General features: G+C 44.7%; 1 protein-coding gene. It reads left to right on the forward strand.

What is annotated here, in order from left to right; genetic code table 11:
• On the forward strand, positions 1–387 hold a 387-nt coding region (locus R7R78_RS28810), incomplete at its 5' end, for a BBE domain-containing protein (RefSeq protein WP_225474930.1).
• Positions 388–550 lie beyond the last annotated feature (163 nt).

Consider the following 550-nt stretch of genomic DNA (forward strand, 5'->3'; position numbering starts at 1 on the left):
GGTGTCATTGATGCGGCGATAGAATACGCAGGGAAGTTACCATCGCCTCAATGCGAGATTTTTATCGCTTCTCTTGGCTGCGCGGCATCTAGACCAGAACCTGAATCTATGGCTTATTCTAGCCGTGACGCTAATTACGTATTAAATGTGCACGGAAGATGGGACTCCGCAGAAGATGACCAAGCTTGTATCGCGTGGGCGAGAGACTTTTTTGCCAAAACCAAACCGTATGCCAGTGGCGGTGCGTATATCAATTTCCTAACGCAAGACGAAGCTGAACGTACAGAATCCGCCTATGGCCCAACGTATGCGCGCTTGCAAGAAGTGAAGAAGAAGTTTGATCCAAACAACTTGTTCAGAATGAATCAAAATATCAAGCCAGAGTGAGTGACTCGATATTCTGTTCTTCGTTATGTTGTATCTGTTTGGTAACTCAAGAATACGTAGCCACGGTCAAAGCTACGTATTCTTGTCCGGCATTCAATTCTGAACTATTTCATAATTTTCTGGGGGTTATCGATATATGCAAGGTTAGATAAGTGCCAGCAAG

It is taken from the genome of Vibrio sp. 2134-1 (genome assembly GCF_033339495.1).